This window comes from Mesorhizobium sp. M2A.F.Ca.ET.067.02.1.1 (assembly GCF_004023285.1).
Lineage (GTDB): Bacteria > Pseudomonadota > Alphaproteobacteria > Rhizobiales > Rhizobiaceae > Mesorhizobium.
This window is the reverse complement of the sequence record NZ_RZSB01001442.1, coordinates 1-433: the sequence shown is the minus strand read 5'-3', so window position 1 is coordinate 433 and position 433 is coordinate 1. Positions and strand designations below refer to the sequence as shown.

The window sequence follows — 433 nt, the reverse complement described above, 5'->3', positions numbered from 1 at the left end:
CTGTCTCGACGGTTTTCTCCCGCCGGACCGTCCTCATGCCCTTCGAAACCGGCGCGCTCGGCCGCACGACCGAGCTCGTCGTCTCGTTGGACGGCAGTTGCAGGGCATCGGCGCCCGACGTGGACGAGCAGCCGGCAAGGCAAAGCGCTGCGAGCACGAAACTGACGACGCCAAAAATCCGCATCTTTGACCTGTACGCAAGACAAAACAGACCGAAGGCAGGAACAGCGCCGCCGGTAGCCCCATTCCTAACGAGAAATTACCAACAAAGTTTGAATCAAAATTTACCTTTGGCGCGACGGTCGTGGCCGATTCGGGGTGTGTCCCCGTCACCTCTCGCCCCGCGCGAAGGCACAGCCGCGAGCGAGCCTAGTATCAGGACGATCGTCGCCGGATCGGCAGCCGCATTGAAGCAGGGGCTAAACCTGGCTCT

The 433-nt window shown here is 61.4% G+C and carries 1 pseudogene; it reads right to left on the bottom strand.

The annotated features are described in order from the left end of the window. Positions 1-184 (bottom strand): annotated as a pseudogene (locus EOA28_RS39805) (hypothetical protein); the annotation flags it as partial. Positions 185-433 lie beyond the last annotated feature (249 nt).